Origin of the sequence: Pseudomonas sp. S30_BP2TU TE3576, from assembly GCF_050436025.1 — a bacterium.
Lineage (GTDB): Bacteria > Pseudomonadota > Gammaproteobacteria > Pseudomonadales > Pseudomonadaceae > Aquipseudomonas.
On the sequence record NZ_JBNDLK010000001.1, the window covers coordinates 5,050,238 to 5,066,169 of the forward strand.

The following is a 15,932-nucleotide window of genomic DNA, read 5'->3' on the forward strand; positions in this document are numbered from 1 at the left end:
TATTGATAACCAAAACACGCCATACGGCATAGTTTGGCAAGTTCAGGCCTGTCGTTCCGAATAGGACACGAGGGTGAACGGTCTGGAATTGACCGGTGGTTGAAACCGGCTTTGCCCGACCTGAAAGGCAAAGGCTTCGATAAGGGTGACCTGCTCGCTGTCGTCGAGACTGAGTTGGCCGGTGGTCTGGTCGATGAGTTCGAGTTGCCAGGCAATCAGGGTCAGGCAGTCTTTCAAGGCACCCAGCGCCTCGTCGTGCAGACTCATCGTGCTCTGTGCGTGATTCAGCAGGCCATGAATATGCAGAGAGAATTCAGACACGGCCGCCAACGCCAGGGCATCGGCCTTGTTCGCCAGCTTGAGCAGGGTGCTGAGCATGCAGTCGATGGCGTCCTTGTCATTGCTGATCAACTGCAGGTGACTCAGGCATTCCTCGGTTTTAGCCAGGAGTGTTTCAGCCTCGACGAGAAACTCCGGGAGCCGCCGGGCCCACTCTTTACGATCGTTCGGCATACTTATCTCCACAACGTCATGTCAAATGAGGGGATATCGTGTGTGTCGACGAGGGCGGTCGGGACCCCGGCATCGCCGAGTCGTCGGGTGAACGAACTGCGGCTGGCCTGGAGGCAGGCAGGGGAACACGAGAGGGTGGTTGGCCACTTACTTGCGATCGCACACAAAAGCCTGACTCCGTTCATGCAATGAGAATGGCGTCACATTAATGGCTATTGGATATTGCGAATATCAGGTTGCACCTGATTGTTGGTAGGGGAAACCCTTACGCAACGGAACCTATCGCGTGAACTATGGTCGCGTGGCGCAGGCGGGCAGCAGATGTATTCACGGCGCCAGTAAAGCATGATGTTAATGTGACATCAATGCCCGGGCGTGGCATTTTAGAGAGGGTCAAGCTTCGGCAAAAACAGCCGATAAACTTCTTTAAGTGAATTCATCCGAACAAGACCAGGAGTCATTGATGGCCGGCATTCTCGACACGGTAGACCAACGCACGCAACTGGTGGGTGAGAATCGCCTGGAAATTCTCATGTTCCGGCTCGCCGGGCGGCAATTGTTCGCGATCAACGTCTTTAAAGTACAGGAAGTGTTGCAGCTGCCAAAGTTGACGCTGATGCCGCAGCGCCATCCTTTTGTGTGCGGCGTGGTCAACCTGCGTGGCCAGACCCTGCCGGTGATCGACCTGTCCCAGGCCATCGGCATGCGCCCGTTGGTACCGGGGCCAGGCAGCACGATTATCGTCACCGAGTACAACCGTTCGGTGCAGGCCTTCCTGGTCGGTGGCGTGGACCGGATCGTCAACATGAATTGGGAAGCCATCCTGCCACCTCCGAGCAGCGCCGGTCGCCAGCACTACCTGACGGCCATCAGCAAGGTCGATGATCAACTGGTGGAAATCATCGACGTCGAAAAGGTCCTGGCCGAAATCGTTCCGTACAACGCCAAAGTCTCCCGCGACAAGCTCGAAGATCCGGTGCTGGAACGTGCCCGTGGCCGTGAGGTGCTGCTGGTGGATGACTCGAACGTGGCCCTGGCGCAATTGCGCGATACCCTGGGACAGTTGGGGGTGAAGATGCACATCGCCAGCGACGGTCTGAAAGCCTTGAACATGCTCAAGGCCTGGGCCGATACCGGCGTACACATGACCGACAAACTGTTGATGGTCTTCACCGATGCGGAAATGCCGGAAATGGATGGTTATCGCCTGACAACCGAAATCCGCAATGACCCGCGCCTGTGTGGCTTGTACGTGGTGCTGCACACGTCTTTGTCCGGCAGTTTCAACGACTCGATGGTGAAAAAGGTCGGCTGCGACAATTTCCTCTCCAAATTCCAGCCGGACAAACTCGTCGACGTGGTGCGCCAGCGCCTGATGCTTGACGAAGTGCCGGCCTAAGAGGGGCCTGCACAACCTGTGGGAGCGGGCTTGCTCGCGAAGTGGGAGTGTCAGTCGATGACTGTGCCAACTGTCACACCGCTTTCGCGAGCAAGCCCGCTCCCACATGGGACGCGGTGTGTGATCGTCAGTCTTTGATTCGGCCTTCAAGCTCGTATAGGGTGGCGTTTTTGCCTACCAGGGAGCTGGCCATGTTGCGTCTGAGCGCGCTGTATCGTTATCCGTTGAAATCCGCCAAGGGCGAGACGCTGCAACAAATCGGTCTTGATAAACTTGGATTGGACGGCGATCGACGCTGGATGCTGGTGGATGAGGCCAGTGGACGCTTCCTGACCCAGCGTGCAGTGGCGCAGATGAGCCAGCTGTCGGCGTTGTGGAATGCCGAGGGTGGCTTGACCCTCAGTGCGCCGGGCCATTCGCCGATTGACATTGCCTTGCCTGGTAGCGATGCAGAACTGCGTGGCGTGACGATCTGGCGCGATACCTTGCGAGTCCCCGATGCCGGCGATGAAGCAGGAGCCTGGGTCAGCGAATTTATTGGTAAACCGACCCGTCTGGTGCAAGTGCCGCTGGATCGGGCGCGGATGACGGAGGCTGGCTACGGCAAGGATGACGATCAGGTGGCGTTCGCCGATGGTTACCCGTTGTTGCTGATTGGCCAGGCCTCCCTCGAGGACTTGTCGCAACGGGTCGGACGTCCATTGGAGATGCTGCGTTTTCGGCCAAACCTGGTGGTCGAAGGCAGTGAAGCGTTCGCCGAAGACGGCTGGAAACGTATCCGCATCGGCGAGGTCGAGTTCCGCGTGGTCAAGTCCTGTTCACGCTGCATCCTGACCACCATCGATCCGCAGACCGGGGAGCGCAGCGATGACCGCGAACCCTTGGCAACCTTGCAGAAATACCGTTCGCAGGCCGACGGCGCTATGTTCGGGCAGAACCTGGTCAACGATGGCAACGGTCGACTCGAAGTCGGCATGCCGGTAGAGATCCTCGAATAATTTTCCGCAGAATAAAAAATGCCCGTGTCAAAAAACACGGGCATTTTTTATTTCGGTGACTTCTATTTTGCTGAAGCCCGCGGGTTTAGCCGCGGTATTCGCACAGGTAAGCGGTGTCGACGGCCACTTTCAGCTGGAACTTGCTGTTGGCCGGCACGTTGAACTGGCTGCCGGCGGCGAAGGTTTCCCAGTCGCTGCTGTCTGGCAGTTTGACGGTCAGTGCGCCGCTGACCACGTGCATGATTTCACGTTGGCTGGTGCCGAATTCGTACTCGCCCGGAGCCATGACGCCGATGGTCGCTGGACCTTCTGCGGTGCCAAAGGCGATCGACTTGACGGTGCCGTCGAAGTACTCGTTGACTTTAAACATGGGCGATTCCTCGAAAAGGGCTAAAAAGGGCCGGCCAGTATGCACAAGGCCCTGGGTGTCGTCACCTGTCTAAAGCGGAAGAACCAGTGGCAGCAGTCGTGCGGTATTGCGTGCATCTTCCAGCGCCCGGTGTTGCTGGCCGGTGAACTGCAGGCCAGCCAGTTGCAGAGCGCCGTTGAGCCCCAGCGGACGTTCCAGTCGCCGGGCCTTGGCAAAGCGCTGCTTGAGGTTCATGTGCGGCACGTTGGCCAGCACACTGGCTAGCCCCAGCCGCTGCCATTCCTGAAGCAGTTGTTTGCGATCGTAATCGCCCCAACTGACCCAGCCTTCAAGTCGCGTGTGGTGTTGGCCGAGCCAGCGTTCAAACGCCGACCAGACCTCGCCAAGCGGTTGCGCGGCATCGATGTTGGCTTGGGTGATGTGCGTCAGCTCGCGGCAAAACGGCGTCAGCAACGGCCGCCGCAAGGGGCGGACGAAGCGCTGGAAGTGGTCCAGTTCGCGTCCCTTGCGGTCCACCAGGGTGGCACCGATTTCAATGATTTCCATATCCGTTACGGGCCAACCACCCTCATCGGTGGTGGCCTCCAGATCAATGACCAGCCAGTGAGGCATTGCAGGGTTCCTGGTATCCGCGGCCTGTTAGGGTTTGAGCGTAGCCAAACCCGGCGGTTCCGCCTAGTCGCTTATTCGACCTCCAACAGAATCTGCCGGTTTTTCACCTGATCCCCGACTTTCACTTGCAAGCGCTTGAGAACACCGTCAATGCCCGATTTCAACGGGTGCTCCATTTTCATCGCCTCCAGTACCACCAGCAATTGGCCTTTGGTCACCGGGCTGCCTTCATTGACCAGGACGTCGATAATCGCCCCGTCCATCGGTGCCTTGAGGGTGCCGGAGCTGACACTGGCCTGGCTGCAGACCTGCGCCTGAGTGCGATCCACGAACTGCAGGCTGCCCGGACGGGTAAACAGCCAGAGATGCCCGGTTTCCAGGCGGTAAGCGTGGCGTTGGCGAACGCCTTCGATTTCGAGAGTGGCCCAGCGTCCGTCGCTGTGGATGATCTTCAGTTCGAGGCTGCGCCCGGCGACCTGGATGCGCAACGGCTCGCCCGGGATCGCCTGCAACGCTACCGGCCAGTCCTGATCGTCAAGGCCAATGCGATAGTGCAGCGGCACACTGGCGTTGTTGCGCCAGCCAGACAGCGGTGCCGGATGAGCCTGCGCCGACGCCTGATAGAGAAGGGCGGCTGCGATGGCCAGGTGTTGCGCGTTCGGGACGTAAGAATGCAGGCAGGCATGCTCGGAAAAATGCTGTGCAATGAACCCGGTACTGAAATCACCGCGGGCGAACTGCGGGTGTTCCAGCAGGCTGGCCAGCAGGCGTTGATTGCTTTGCAGACCCAGCAGCACGCTGTCTTGCACCGCCCGCAGCAATTTGCGTCGGGCTTGTTCGCGGGTGGCGCCATGGGCGATGAGCTTGCCGAGCATCGGGTCGTAGAAGGGACTGATGAGTTGACCTTCGATCAGACCGTGGTCGATCCGTACGCCGTCCCGTAACTCCGGTTCCCAGGCCACGACGCGCCCGGTTTGCGGCAGGAAACCCCGGGCAGGATCTTCGGCATACAAGCGCACTTCCATGGCATGGCCCTTGAGTTGCACCTGCTCCTGGCGCAGCGGCAATGCTTGCCCCTCGGCAATGTTGAGTTGCCAGGCCACCAGGTCCAGCCCGGTGATCAATTCGGTCACCGGGTGTTCCACTTGCAGCCGGGTGTTCATCTCCAGGAAGTAAAACTGCCCGCGCGCATCCAGCAAAAACTCTACGGTACCCGCGCCAACGTACTGCACCGCTCGGCCGGCCTTGAGCGCCGCTTCGCCCATGGCCTGCCGCAACTCAGGGGTCATCACCGGGCAGGGCGCCTCTTCGATGACTTTCTGATGCCGGCGCTGGACCGAACAATCACGCTCACCGAGGTAAATCAGGTTGCCATGCCGGTCACCGAACAGCTGAACCTCGACGTGACGTGGTTCGACCAGTGCCTGTTCAAGGATCAGTTCGCCGCTGCCAAAACCGTTCAGGGCTTCGGAGCGCGCGGTGCGAATCTGCTCCAGCAAATCTCCGGCGTCGTGCACCAGGCGCATACCGCGTCCACCGCCGCCAGCGCTGGCCTTGATCATCAACGGATAGCCGATGCGCTCGGCTTCGCGGCTCAGGGTGGCGTCGTCCTGTTCGGCACCTTGATAACCGTTGATGCAGGGCACGCCTGCTTCGATCATGGCGATCTTCGACAGGCGCTTGCTGCCCATCAGTTCGATGGCCTCGGGGCTGGGGCCAATGAAGGTGATGCCGGCGTCCTGGCAGGCGAGGGCAAACCCGGCGTTTTCCGAGAGGAAACCGTAGCCAGGATGGATCGCATCCGCGCCCGTGCGCCGGGCCGCGTCGAGGATGGCCGGGATGTTCAGGTAAGACTGTTGCACCGGGGCCGGGCCGATGTTGACCGCTTCGTCGGCCATCTGCACGTGCAGGGCATCGGCGTCGGCGTCGCTGAATACGGCGACCGTGCGATAGCCCAGCGCCTGGGCCGTGCGCTGGATTCGGCAGGCGATCTCACCGCGGTTGGCGATGAGGATTTTTTTCAGTCCGGGCATGGGTTGGCTCTCTTGTATTTGCGGTGTCTGTTCGGGCCTCTTCGCGAGCAAGCCCGCTCCCACATTTGAAATGCATTCCAGTGTGGGAGCGGGCTTGCTCGCGAAGCTTTTAAATGGCCCATCCCGGTTTGCGTTTTTGCACGAAGGCCAGCGTTCCCTCGACGCCTTCTGCTCCGGTCACCGCTTCGCTGAACCATTCGGCAGCCTGATCCAGCATGGCATCCGACGGCTGGCCGGCACTCGCCAGCAACAGTTTTTTGGTCATCGCATTCGCCTCTGGCGCACAACACAACACATGGGCCAGGACCTCATCGAGACGTTCGGCCAAGGCTTGCGGATCATGTTCGACAAAATGCACCAGTCCCATGCGCCGTGCCTGGTGACCATCAAAACGGGCTGCTGTCAGGGTCAGGCGCCGGGCCTCGGTCAGGCCGATGCGCTGGACCACGAATGGCGCGATTTGCGCCGGCAGCAGGCCGAGACTGGTTTCCGGCAGACCGAATTGCGCCTGGTGATCGGCCAGGGCGATATCGCTGACGCAGGCCAGGCCGAAACCGCCGCCGAGCACCGCGCCTTGCAGCACCGTGATCACCACTTGCGGGGCGTGTTGTACCTCTTGCAGCAGCGCACCGAACAGCCGGTTCAAGTCGCGGTGCGCACTGGCACCTTGAGCGCGGGCGTTGGTCATGTCCTTGAGGTCGCCGCCGGCACAGAAGTGGCCGCCGGCACCGCCGATCACCAGAGCGCGCACCCCTCGGTCATCGCGCGCGGCTGTCAGCACCGAGCGCAACTCGGTGACCATCTGCAAGCTCATCGCATTGCGGCTTTCCGGGCGATTGAGGGTGATGTGCAGCACGCCGTTGTGCAGCTCCAGCAGTAAGGTCTGGCAAACCGGCAGGCTGTTCATTTCTTTTTCCCCGGCAGAATGCCCATCAACTTGCAGATGATCCCCAGCATGATTTCGTCGGCGCCGCCGCCAATCGATACCAGCCGTACATCGCGGTAAGCCCGGGCCACCGGGTTGTCCCACATGAAGCCCATGCCGCCCCAATATTGCAGGCAACTGTCGCTGACTTCGCGGCCCAGCCGCCCGGCCTTGAGCTTGGCCATGGAGGCCAGGCGCGTGACGTCCTGGCCTTTGACGTATTGCTCGGTGGCCTGATAGACCAGCGCCCGCAGGCATTCGATTTCGGTTTGCAGTTCGGCCAGGCGGAAGTGGATCACCTGATTGTCGATCAGCGCATTGCCGAAGGTTTTGCGTTCCTTGCAGTATTCGATGGTGCTGTCGACGCAGTACTCCAGGCCCTTGATCATGTTGGCCGCGCCGAACAGGCGTTCCTCCTGGAACTGCAGCATCTGCATCATGAACCCCGCGCCTTCATGACCGATGCGGTTGCGCTGCGGTACGCGCACATTGTCGAAAAACACCTGGGCGGTTTCCGAACTGCGCATGCCGAGTTTGTCCAGGTGCGAGCTCAAGCTGATGCCCGGTGTGTTCATCGGCACCATGATCAGCGACTTGTTGATGTGCGGTTTGTCGTCCGAGGTGTTGGCCAGCAGGCAGATGAAGTCGGCGCTCGGCGAGTTGGTGATCCACATCTTGCTGCCATTGATCACATAATCGTCGCCGTCCTTGCGCGCAGTGGTTTTCAGCCCGGCAACGTCAGAGCCGGCGCCGACTTCGGAGACGCCGATGCAACCGACCTGCTCGCCACTGATGGCGGGGCGCAGGAACTCGTCGCGCAGTTCATCGGAACCGAAACGTGCCAGCGCTGGCGTGCACATGTCGGTCTGCACGCCGATGGACATCGGGATGCCGCCGCAATGAATGGTGCCGAACTCCTCGGCGGCAACGATCGAATAGCTGTAGTCGAGCCCCATGCCACCGAATTTTTCCGGTTTGGAAATGCCCAGCAGGCCGAGGTCGCCGGCCTTGCGGAAGATTTCGTGGATGGGGAAGCGCCCGGCCTTTTCCCACTCTTCGACGTGCGGGTTGATCTCGTGCTCGACGAATTGGCGCACGGTGCGGCGCAGTGCTTCGTGTTCCTGGGTGAAGATCATTTTTATTGTTCTCCTTGAGCCAGCCTAGAGCCGGGCTACGCCAAAACTGTTGGCTTGCAATGGCCGCACCTCGGCCTCGTGACAGATATCCAGCAGATAACCCAGCAAGGTCCGGGTATCGCGCGGGTCGATCAAGCCGTCGTCCCACAGGTTGGCACTGCCGTAGAGCGCCGTGGACTGGCTGTCGAGTTTCTGCGCGGTGACCTGTTCCAGCATGTCGAGCATTTTCGGATCGGGCACCAGGCCGTCCTTGGCCTGTTTGGCCTCGGTGACGATGCGCAGCACTTTGCCCGCTTGCGCGCCGCCCATCACGGCGGTGCGGCTGTTGGGCCAGGCGAAGATGAAACGCGGGTCGAGGCCGCGCCCGCACATTGCATAGTTGCCCGCGCCGTAGGAGCCACCGACGACGATGGTCAGCTTCGGCACCCGGGCGTTGGCCACCGCTTGAATCATCTTCGCGCCGTGTTTGATCACGCCTTGTTGCTCCGATTCGGTGCCGACCATGAACCCGGTGGTGTTGTGGAAAAACAGCAGCGGCGTGCGGCTTTGGTCGCACAGCTGGATGAACTGGGCGGCCTTGCTCGCACCCTTGGGCGTGATCGGGCCGTTGTTGCCGATGAAGCCACAGGCGCGGCCCTGGATTTTCAGGTGGCCACACACGGTCTGCTGATCGAACTCGCCCTTGAATTCAAGAAAGTTCGAAGCGTCGGCAATCCTGGCGATGATTTCGCGCACGTCGTAGGGTTTTTTCGGGTCATCCGGGATCAGGCCGAGCAGTTCGTCTATGGGGTACCGTGGCTCCTCCCAGTGTCGTTCGGGCAGTTGGGGCAACTGCTCGTTCCATGGCAGCAGGCTGACGATTTCGCGTACCTGTCGCACACCGTCGGCATCGTTCTCCGCCAGGTATTCGGCGGTGCCGGCGGTTTGTGCGTGCATCTCGGCACCGCCCAGTTCTTCATCGGTCGCGACTTCACCGGTGGCAGCCTTGAGCAGTGGCGGGCCGGCGAGAAACAGCTTGGCCTTGCCGCGCACCACCACCACGTAATCGGACAACCCCGGCTGATAGGCACCACCCGCCGTGGCCGAACCGTGCACCACGGTGACCTGCGGCAACCCCATGGCCGACATCCGCGCCTGATTGGCAAAGCTGCGTGCGCCTTCGACGAAAATCTCCGCCGCGTAATTGAGGTTGGCACCGCCGCTTTCGGCGAGGGTGATCACCGGCAGTTTGTTTTCCATGGCGATCTGTTGCAGGCGCAGGGATTTTTTCAAACCGCTGGGGGAAATGGTCCCGCCCCTGATTGCGCTGTTGTTCGCCACCACCAGCACGCGCACGCCGCAGACATAGCCAATGCCAGCGATCAAGCCGCCACCGGCGGAGCTGCCGTCCTTGTCGTCGTGCAGCTTGTAACCGGCCAGGCTGGCCAGTTCGAGAAACGGCGCGCCGGGGTCCAGCAGCAGATTGAGGCGCTCGCGGGGCAGCAGTTGGCCGCGTTTTTCAAACCTGGGCCTGGCTTCGGCAGCCTTGTTCAGCAGGTTCTGTTCGAGCGCACGGACTTGCTCGATGGCGTTCAGCATCGCCGCACGGTTCCGGGCGAACGGCTCGCTGTGGGGGTCGAGTTGCGACTGAATCACCGGCATGGGTTATTCCTTGTCCTTCAACACGTCTGGCAAGTAGGCGCGGTGGAAACCGTTGTACGACTCGCTGTTGGTTGCCTTGTGAATCGGCCAGGCACGCCCGCCGAGGCTGGCGGCACCGTCGATGCGCAAGGTGCTGCCGCTGACGAACGCCGCTGCCGGGCTGAGCAGAAAAACAATCGCCGCGCTGACTTCCGATTCGGTGCCGATGCGCTTGAGCGGCACGTGTTCGCGCAAAGTCGGAATCGCAGCCTTGAATGCGCCTTCGTAAGTGTCCATGCCGCTGGAGGCAATCCAGCCCGGCGCCACGGCGTTGACCCGCACCCCGGCATAACCCCATTCGTACGCGGCGGTCTTGGTCAGGTTGTCCATGCCCGAACGTGCCGCGCCGGAGTGGCCCATACCGGGCATGCCGCCCCACATGTCGGCGAGCATGTTGACGATGGCGCCGCCATGCTTGCTCATGGACTGATTGAACACTTCCCGGGCCATCAGGAAACCGCCCACCAGATTGGTGCGCATCACGGTTTCGAACCCCTTCTGATTGATCGAGGCCAGGGGTGACGGGTACTGCCCGCCAGCGTTGTTGACCAGGCCATGAATGGGGCCATGTTTGCGGATCAATTCGCTGACCAGGTGCTGCACCGGTTCTTCCTCGCGGATGTCGCAAACCGCCCAATCGGCCTTGCCACCGTCTTCGGCGATCTCCGCCGCAACGGTTTTCAGTTTGTCGGCCTTGCGCCCGACCAGCAGCACATGGGCGCCGAGGGCCGCCAGTTCGTGGGCGGTGCAGCGGCCGATGCCACTGCCACCACCGGTGACAATGATGTTTTGGCCGGCAAACAAATCGGCTTTGAAAATCGAATCGTAGGCCATGGCGGCAATCCTCTAATTGAGCTGGTCGGCGATGCGCTGCGGCACCGGAATCTGGATTTCCAGCAGTTGCTGGGCGAAGGCCTTGCCTTGCGGGTCGATTCGCAGGCTGGCGACACCGCCGCCGCCGAGGGCGTTTTCCAGCAGGAAATTCAGGCTGTGGCTGGCGGGCAAGTACCAGCGTTCAACCCGCCCGTGGATTGGATCGAGGACATGGCCCATCCAGTCGACGATCACTTCCGGCGTCAGGGCTTCGGCAATCCATGGCAGATATTCGGGAGCGCGGGCCATGACCCCGATGTTGCTGTGGTTGCCCTTGTCGCCGGAACGGGCGACCGCGAGTTTGACCAGGGCCACGCTGGCGTCGGCCTGGCCAATCGGTTTCGGCGCGGCGAGCGGGACTGGCAGGTCCAGCGGGTCGAGCACATCAAGGGCGGGCAGGGCACACCGGTGGCGCCGGCCCATGAAATCAATGTCCAGCGTGCAGGCGGTTTTGTCGATGAGGAACGAGAACAGCCGGATCAGCGGATACACCGTTGGCCGCCCACCGACAATCCCGGTCAGCCCCGGCGCCATGCCGGTGGCGGCCTGGGCGATTTCCCGGGAGAACACGATCAGGGCCTGCTTGTCCGGATGGCGCACGGCGAGTTTGATCACCACTTCGCGGCTGTCCTGACGCTGGCCGTGGGGGCCGTAGGTGGCCTCGCTGCCCAGCAACTCGATATTCACGTCGCTGTACGGCGCCCAGCCGCGCTGGCGGAACATTTCCGAAGTCTTGTTGATGATCGCATCGCTGACGCGCCGTGCCTTGTCGACGGCATCGATGCCGGCAATCAGGCAACTGGCGGTGCAGCGAAAACCATCGGGGTACGTCGCGCTGACCTTGTATTGAGCCGTCGGTGGCAGGCCTTTGGCACCGTGCACCTGCACTGCGTTCTTGCCTTGTTGCAGCAGTTTGACCTGAGTGAAATCGCACACCACATCGGGCAACAGATACGCACGCGGGTCCCCGATTTCGTACAACATCTGTTCGCCCACCGTCAGCGGTGTGACCAGCCCGCCGGTCCCTTCGGGTTTGCTGACGATGAACTGGCTGTCGGCGCTGACTTCGACGATGGGAAAGCCGATGTGTTCGTAGTCGGGGACGTCGCGCCAATCAGTGAAGTTGCCGCCCGTGCACTGGGCGCCGCATTCGATGATGTGCCCGGCCAATGCTGCTTGGGCGAGCTTGTCGTAGTCGTGCCACGACCAGCCGAATTCATGCACCAGCGCAGCACTGACCACGGCACTGTCGACCACGCGCCCGGTGATTACGATGTCCGCCCCCAGACGCAGGGCTTCGACGATACCGGGTGCACCGAGGTAGGCATTGGTCGAGACGCACATCGATGGCAGGGGAGCGCCGCTGAACATTTCATGAATGCCCAGGTTGCCCAGCCGTTTGAATTGCGGTTGCAGGTCGTCACCCAGCAGCACGGCGATCTTCAGGGCCACCCCGGCCTTGTCGCAGGCTGCTTGCAGGGCGGCGGCGCAGGCTTGGGGATTGACCCCGCCAGCATTGCTGATGACCCGGATATTGTGTTGCGCGAGCTGCGGCAACAAGGGCGCGAGGACTTCGATGAAGTCGCCTGCATAACCGGCCTGGGGATCTTTCATCCGCGCACCGGCCATGATCGACAGGGTGATCTCGGCCAGGTAATCAAAGACCAGATAATCCAGATGCCCATGATTGACCAGTTGCGCGGCAGCGGTCGAGGTATCGCCCCAGAAGGCGCTGGCGCAGCCGATGCGAATTGTTTTTGGCGCAGTCCATTCCATAGCCATCTCCAACCGAAGTGCGTCGACACTACCAAGCAAGCGCTTGGTTTGTAAATGACTTGATTATCTTCTGCCCAAGCGCTTGCTTGGTTGCATCCATGAGCTTAAATTGCCCGCGCAATCCCGCTGTTTTCGGGGGGATCGGCGTTATTGATTGATCGACTGTAGGAGAGAACGGGTGGACGAGCAAAAAGCCCTGAGGGTCATGCGCGAATTGGTGGACAGCGGCCAATTGACCGACCCGGACAGCGCCCGTGGCAAGCTGCTGCAAGTGGCGGCCCACCTGTTCCGCAATAAAGGCTATGAACGCACGACCGTGCGCGATCTGGCCGGCGCCGTGGGCATTCAGTCGGGGAGTATTTTCCATCACTTCAAAAGCAAGGACGAAATCCTGCGCGCCGTGATGGAAGAAACGATACGCTACAACACCGCGATGATGCGTGCGGCCATTGCCGAGGCCGGCAGTGTGCGCGAGCGGGTGCTGGCGCTGATCCGGTGTGAATTGCAGTCGATCATGGGTGGCAGCGGCGAGGCCATGGCCGTGCTGGTCTACGAATGGCGCTCGCTGTCTGAAGACGGCCAGGCCAAGGTCCTGGCGCTGCGGGACATCTACGAAGACATCTGGCTGCAAGTACTGGGTGAAGCCAAGGCCGCCGGGTTTATCCGTGGTGATGTGTTCATCACCCGACGGTTCCTGACCGGCGCATTGTCCTGGACCACGACGTGGTTTCGCGCCGATGGCAGCATGAGCCTCGATCAGTTGGCCGATGAGGCATTGATTCTGGTGCTGGAGGAGCGGCAATAAGCTAGTGTTGGCCGGCATTAAACTGGCTAACTGGACAAAACCGCCTAGCTTGAATGCATTGATGCCGTTTTATTGGGGAGTGGGGGCGTTTTGATGGGTTTGAAAATTCGGACAGCCTCGCGGCTTTTGCTGGCGATGCTTGCGGCGTCAACGGTGATGCCGTCCCAGGCGGCGCAACTGGTGCGTATTGGTGCCGCGCACTTTCCGCCCTACACCGTGCGCCCGGAATCCGGGGCCGATACCGGGTTGCTGCCGCAACTGGTCGAGGCCCTGAACGCATTGCAAAGTGACTACCAGTTTGTCCTGGTACCCACTTCCATTCCCCGGCGCTTCGGTGACTTCAAGCAGGACCGGGTCGACATGGCCATCTTCGAAAATCCCGCCTGGGGTTGGGAGGATATTCCTCACACGGCCGTCGACATGGGGCTGGAGGACGCCGAGATTTTTGTCGCGCAACGCCTGCCCGATCGACAGCAAAGCTATTTTGCCGACCTGAACGGCAAGCGTCTGGCCCTGTTCAGCGGCTATCACTACGAATTCGCCAATTTCAATGCCGACCCCCAGTACCTCGCGAAAAACTACAACGCCACGCTGACCTATTCCCATGACAGCAATTTGCTGATGGTATTACGCGACCGGGCCGACATTGCCCTGGTCACGCGCTCTTACCTGAACGACTATTTTTTGCGCAATAAGGATGTCGCCGAGAAGTTTTTGGCGTCCGATCGCATCGATCAGGTCTATCACCACTACGCCATTCTGCGTCCGACCGCGCCCATCAGCGGCGAGGCCTTCGGCAAGCTGTTGCAAGGCTTGCGGGACAACGGCCAGATGCTGAAAATTTTCGATCCGTACAAGATTGCGATTGTGCCGATCCCGCACAACGAGCCGGCTCCACAGGTCGCCAAGTGATGGTCTTTTCCTAAATTTCCCGCCGTGGCTCACGTCACCTCGTTGAACTGTCGACGATTATCGTGAGCTTGATCCATGCCCAATCTGAATGACCTGACTGCCCTGTGTCTGCCGACAGGCAGTCGTCTTGCCGCTGATGAAACGCAAAGCCGCCTGAGTTTCAGCCTGGAGGGGCAACCGTTGCTCACCCTGCGGCTGATGCGTGGTCCCGAATTGCACGTGCAACCGGAGGCGCATTTCGGTCGCCCTGAAGGGCAGGCGTTGTGGGCGGCCTGTTACTGGCTGTTCGCCCGCGACCCCGACTGTCAGCGCCTGGTCTGGCAACTGCAAGACGTGCCGAACGAAGCCGTGTTCAGCGGCTTGCTGATTCCGACCCCCATCAGCGGCCAGTACCACTGCGAGCGCACGTTGTTCTGGCAGTTGTCGCAGCCGTGGCTGAGGCATTCACTGACCGGCAGCTATCCGCAGCAAATGCTCATGAGCGACGGCAAGCGTCATCCACGGCGGCCGGTCAAACCCCGTGGTGAAGTGTATCGACGCTTCGATGCGCGGCTGGGCGCCTGGGTTTCCCTGCGCACGCTGGAAATCGAGCAAGACCTGGCACGCTTCAACCGTTGGCAGAACAGCCCGCGCGTTGCCAGTTTCTGGCAGGAGGAGGGCAGCCTCGAACAGCATCGCGAATACCTGAACAAACTCGAGGCCGACCCGCACACGCTAACGCTCATCGGTAGTTTCGACGATCAGCCATTCGCTTATTTCGAGGCTTATTGGGCCAGGGAAGATCGCATCGCGCCGTTCTATGAGGTCAACGATTACGACCGTGGCATTCACATGCTGGTGGGTGAGGAAAATCATCGCGGTCCGCACAAGGTGGCGAGCTGGTTATCGGCGCTGGTGCATTACCTGTTTCTTGATGATCCGCGCACGCAGCGCGTGGTTGCCGAGCCTCGTGCCGATAACGCGAAGATGATCGGGTACATGCAAAACCAGTGCTTTCACTGCGAGAAAGAGTTCGACTTCCCGCACAAGCGCGCGGCCTTGATGGTGTTGGGGCGGGAGCGGTTTTTTGATCGCTGCGCACTGGCTTGATGCTTGAAGCTCAAGATTCGTTGCGGTCTTGAGTCAGCCTTCGCGAGCAAGCCCGCTCCCACAGGGTGTGCGCTAGCGGGCTTGCTCGCGAAGGGCGCGACGCAGATTTCAGATCTTATTGGCGGGAAGCCGCATCGCCACGCTTGCCCGACACCTTGCGGCAGTGCACCAGCGCATCACGAATCATGAAGTTCACCAAGGTCGGCGAGACGCCGAGTTCCCTGGCGATGTCTTTTTGCGGTACGCCGTGCAGGCGATACATCTCGAAGGCGTAGCGGGTGCGGCTCGGCAACTCCGTCAACGCATCGGCAATGTGCTCCAGCGTCGAGAAATTGATGTGCGAAGTTTCCGGCGACGCACCCTGGATCACCACATTCAGACCTTCCTCTTCAGGGCCGGAATATTTCTGCTCCAGCGCCTGCTTGCGGTAGTGGTCGATCGCCAGGTTGCGCACGATCTGGAACAGGTAGCTGAGCTGGGCCTTGATCGAACTGGTGATGGGTGGGGCCGATTGCAGCCGGAAGAATGCGTCCTGCACAACATCTTCGGCACGTGAGCGGCAACCGGTAATTCGGGCGGCAATCTTCACCAGAATCAATCGATTGTCGACGAATGCCTGAAGTAGCGGTGTATCGCACCTGCTTGTGGATACTGGTTCCATCATGGAAATCACCCTGCTGCCAAAAGGTTGGTGGGACGGCGAATAAACCGGGGGGACCGTCCTACACATCGAGCGACAAATTAGGCTTAATGATAATTATTGTCAAATGAGAAAAAGAACCAGTGCGCTGTAGCGATATCGAGTGAGAAC

15 protein-coding genes are annotated in these 15,932 nt (G+C 60.6%); 5 read left to right on the forward strand and 10 right to left on the reverse strand.

The annotated features are described in order from the left end of the window. Positions 1-42: 42 nt before the first annotated feature. Positions 43-513, reverse strand: coding sequence for a hypothetical protein (locus tag ABIA48_RS23135; protein ID WP_429491580.1), 471 nt, complete (start codon positions 511-513; stop codon positions 43-45). 463 nt (positions 514-976) lie between these two features. Between ABIA48_RS23135 and ABIA48_RS23140 the strand changes: the two genes are divergently transcribed. Then, complete coding sequence (locus ABIA48_RS23140; protein ID WP_429491582.1) at positions 977-1,912, forward strand: chemotaxis protein CheV; 936 nt, start codon at positions 977-979, stop codon at positions 1,910-1,912. Positions 1,913-2,103: 191 nt separating this feature from the next. Beyond that, a complete protein-coding gene (locus ABIA48_RS23145; RefSeq protein ID WP_108229912.1) occupies positions 2,104-2,910 on the forward strand; it encodes an MOSC domain-containing protein in 807 nt (268 codons plus the stop codon). 85 nt (positions 2,911-2,995) lie between these two features. Here the strand turns inward: ABIA48_RS23145 and ABIA48_RS23150 are convergent, their stop codons facing one another. The 8 genes from ABIA48_RS23150 to ABIA48_RS23185 all read right to left on the reverse strand — a co-directional run bounded on the left by ABIA48_RS23150 (position 2,996) and on the right by ABIA48_RS23185 (position 12,315). Next, a complete protein-coding gene (locus ABIA48_RS23150) occupies positions 2,996-3,280 on the reverse strand; it encodes a pyrimidine/purine nucleoside phosphorylase (RefSeq protein ID WP_007940055.1) in 285 nt (94 codons plus the stop codon). A gap of 69 nt (positions 3,281-3,349) precedes the next feature. Continuing rightward, entirely contained in the window at positions 3,350-3,892 is a 543-nt protein-coding gene (locus ABIA48_RS23155; RefSeq protein WP_310054955.1) for an exonuclease domain-containing protein, read from the reverse strand. Positions 3,893-3,963: 71 nt separating this feature from the next. Beyond that, positions 3,964-5,925, reverse strand: coding sequence for an acetyl/propionyl/methylcrotonyl-CoA carboxylase subunit alpha (locus ABIA48_RS23160; protein WP_429491585.1), 1,962 nt, complete (start codon positions 5,923-5,925; stop codon positions 3,964-3,966). 109 nt (positions 5,926-6,034) lie between these two features. After that, complete coding sequence (locus tag ABIA48_RS23165; RefSeq protein ID WP_429491587.1) at positions 6,035-6,832, reverse strand: enoyl-CoA hydratase/isomerase family protein; 798 nt, start codon at positions 6,830-6,832, stop codon at positions 6,035-6,037. Then, positions 6,829-7,986, reverse strand: coding sequence for a citronellyl-CoA dehydrogenase (atuD, locus tag ABIA48_RS23170; protein WP_322616311.1), 1,158 nt, complete (start codon positions 7,984-7,986; stop codon positions 6,829-6,831). Before atuD ends, ABIA48_RS23165 begins: the two co-directional genes overlap by 4 nt. Before the next feature lie 24 nt (positions 7,987-8,010). Beyond that, complete coding sequence (gene atuC, locus ABIA48_RS23175) at positions 8,011-9,627, reverse strand: geranyl-CoA carboxylase subunit beta (protein WP_429491589.1); 1,617 nt, start codon at positions 9,625-9,627, stop codon at positions 8,011-8,013. A gap of 3 nt (positions 9,628-9,630) precedes the next feature. Then, positions 9,631-10,500 (reverse strand): SDR family oxidoreductase, encoded by an 870-nt coding sequence (locus ABIA48_RS23180; protein WP_007990156.1) that lies wholly within the window; start codon positions 10,498-10,500, stop codon positions 9,631-9,633. 12 nt (positions 10,501-10,512) lie between these two features. After that, complete coding sequence (locus tag ABIA48_RS23185) at positions 10,513-12,315, reverse strand: acyclic terpene utilization AtuA family protein (protein WP_429491591.1); 1,803 nt, start codon at positions 12,313-12,315, stop codon at positions 10,513-10,515. Positions 12,316-12,493: 178 nt separating this feature from the next. On the opposite strand from ABIA48_RS23185, the gene ABIA48_RS23190 reads away from it, so the two are divergent. From ABIA48_RS23190 to ABIA48_RS23200, 3 genes are all read left to right on the forward strand, one after another. After that, a complete protein-coding gene (locus ABIA48_RS23190; protein ID WP_429491593.1) occupies positions 12,494-13,120 on the forward strand; it encodes a TetR/AcrR family transcriptional regulator in 627 nt (208 codons plus the stop codon). 93 nt (positions 13,121-13,213) lie between these two features. Further along, a complete protein-coding gene (locus ABIA48_RS23195) occupies positions 13,214-14,032 on the forward strand; it encodes a substrate-binding periplasmic protein (protein ID WP_429491595.1) in 819 nt (272 codons plus the stop codon). 75 nt (positions 14,033-14,107) lie between these two features. After that, positions 14,108-15,121 carry a GNAT family N-acetyltransferase gene (locus ABIA48_RS23200; protein ID WP_429491597.1) on the forward strand — a complete coding sequence of 338 codons (1,014 nt, stop codon included), beginning with the start codon at positions 14,108-14,110 and terminating at the stop codon, positions 15,119-15,121. 115 nt (positions 15,122-15,236) lie between these two features. Here ABIA48_RS23200 and ABIA48_RS23205 read toward each other — a convergent pair whose 3' ends face one another. Continuing rightward, positions 15,237-15,785 (reverse strand): RNA polymerase factor sigma-70, encoded by a 549-nt coding sequence (locus ABIA48_RS23205; protein ID WP_007990147.1) that lies wholly within the window; start codon positions 15,783-15,785, stop codon positions 15,237-15,239. Positions 15,786-15,932 lie beyond the last annotated feature (147 nt).

Bases quoted from the DNA above. Each gene is read 5' to 3' on its own strand.
- ABIA48_RS23195 (WP_429491595.1), top strand. From the start codon at position 13,214: ATGGGTTTGAAAATTCGGACAGCCTCGCGGCTTTTGCTGGCGATGCTT.
- ABIA48_RS23185 (WP_429491591.1), bottom strand. From the start codon at position 12,315: ATGGAATGGACTGCGCCAAAAACAATTCGCATCGGCTGCGCCAGCGCC.
- ABIA48_RS23160 (WP_429491585.1), bottom strand. From the start codon at position 5,925: ATGCCCGGACTGAAAAAAATCCTCATCGCCAACCGCGGTGAGATCGCC.
- ABIA48_RS23145 (WP_108229912.1), top strand. From the start codon at position 2,104: ATGTTGCGTCTGAGCGCGCTGTATCGTTATCCGTTGAAATCCGCCAAG.
- ABIA48_RS23140 (WP_429491582.1), top strand. From the start codon at position 977: ATGGCCGGCATTCTCGACACGGTAGACCAACGCACGCAACTGGTGGGT.
- ABIA48_RS23165 (WP_429491587.1), bottom strand. From the start codon at position 6,832: ATGAACAGCCTGCCGGTTTGCCAGACCTTACTGCTGGAGCTGCACAAC.
- ABIA48_RS23205 (WP_007990147.1), bottom strand. From the start codon at position 15,785: ATGATGGAACCAGTATCCACAAGCAGGTGCGATACACCGCTACTTCAG.
- ABIA48_RS23150 (WP_007940055.1), bottom strand. From the start codon at position 3,280: ATGTTTAAAGTCAACGAGTACTTCGACGGCACCGTCAAGTCGATCGCC.
- atuD (WP_322616311.1), bottom strand. From the start codon at position 7,986: ATGATCTTCACCCAGGAACACGAAGCACTGCGCCGCACCGTGCGCCAA.
- atuC (WP_429491589.1), bottom strand. From the start codon at position 9,627: ATGCCGGTGATTCAGTCGCAACTCGACCCCCACAGCGAGCCGTTCGCC.
- ABIA48_RS23155 (WP_310054955.1), bottom strand. From the start codon at position 3,892: ATGCCTCACTGGCTGGTCATTGATCTGGAGGCCACCACCGATGAGGGT.
- ABIA48_RS23135 (WP_429491580.1), bottom strand. From the start codon at position 513: ATGCCGAACGATCGTAAAGAGTGGGCCCGGCGGCTCCCGGAGTTTCTC.
- ABIA48_RS23200 (WP_429491597.1), top strand. From the start codon at position 14,108: ATGCCCAATCTGAATGACCTGACTGCCCTGTGTCTGCCGACAGGCAGT.
- ABIA48_RS23180 (WP_007990156.1), bottom strand. From the start codon at position 10,500: ATGGCCTACGATTCGATTTTCAAAGCCGATTTGTTTGCCGGCCAAAAC.